This is a genomic window from Mesorhizobium sp. WSM4830 (assembly GCF_055811495.1).
The window spans coordinates 1-323 of record NZ_JBVVQI010000127.1 but is presented as its reverse complement, the minus strand read 5'-3'; the positions used below and the strand labels follow the sequence as shown (position 1 = coordinate 323).

1 protein-coding gene is annotated in these 323 nt (G+C 55.4%); it reads left to right on the top strand.

Annotated elements, in window-relative coordinates:
* The coding region (locus tag AC0L2Y_RS34655; RefSeq protein ID WP_473562348.1) for a hypothetical protein at window positions 1–323 on the top strand (323 nt) is incomplete at both ends.

Here is a 323-nt window from a genome sequence, read left to right as displayed (position 1 = left end):
TGTCCGACGAACACCGGGACGTTATTGATAAGGCGATCGCCCACGCTGCGGCTCAGCAAAAATATAGCGAGAGCACGGTCCGAAAATACACGTCTGCGCTTCGCCGATTGGCGAATGATCTCGGCGCTCGCGGCCAAGCGAGTGATCTAAAAAATCACCAGCCCCTGTTCGATCACGTCATTGCTTTCTTTCCGAAAGACGATGATATGAAGAGGGCGTTGAACGTCCTGCGTGCGTATCATGAGCCCGGCTATTCAGCCACTGCTGGCGCCCCTGCTACCCGCTATCCCCATCTGTCCGACGAACACCGGGACGTTATTGAT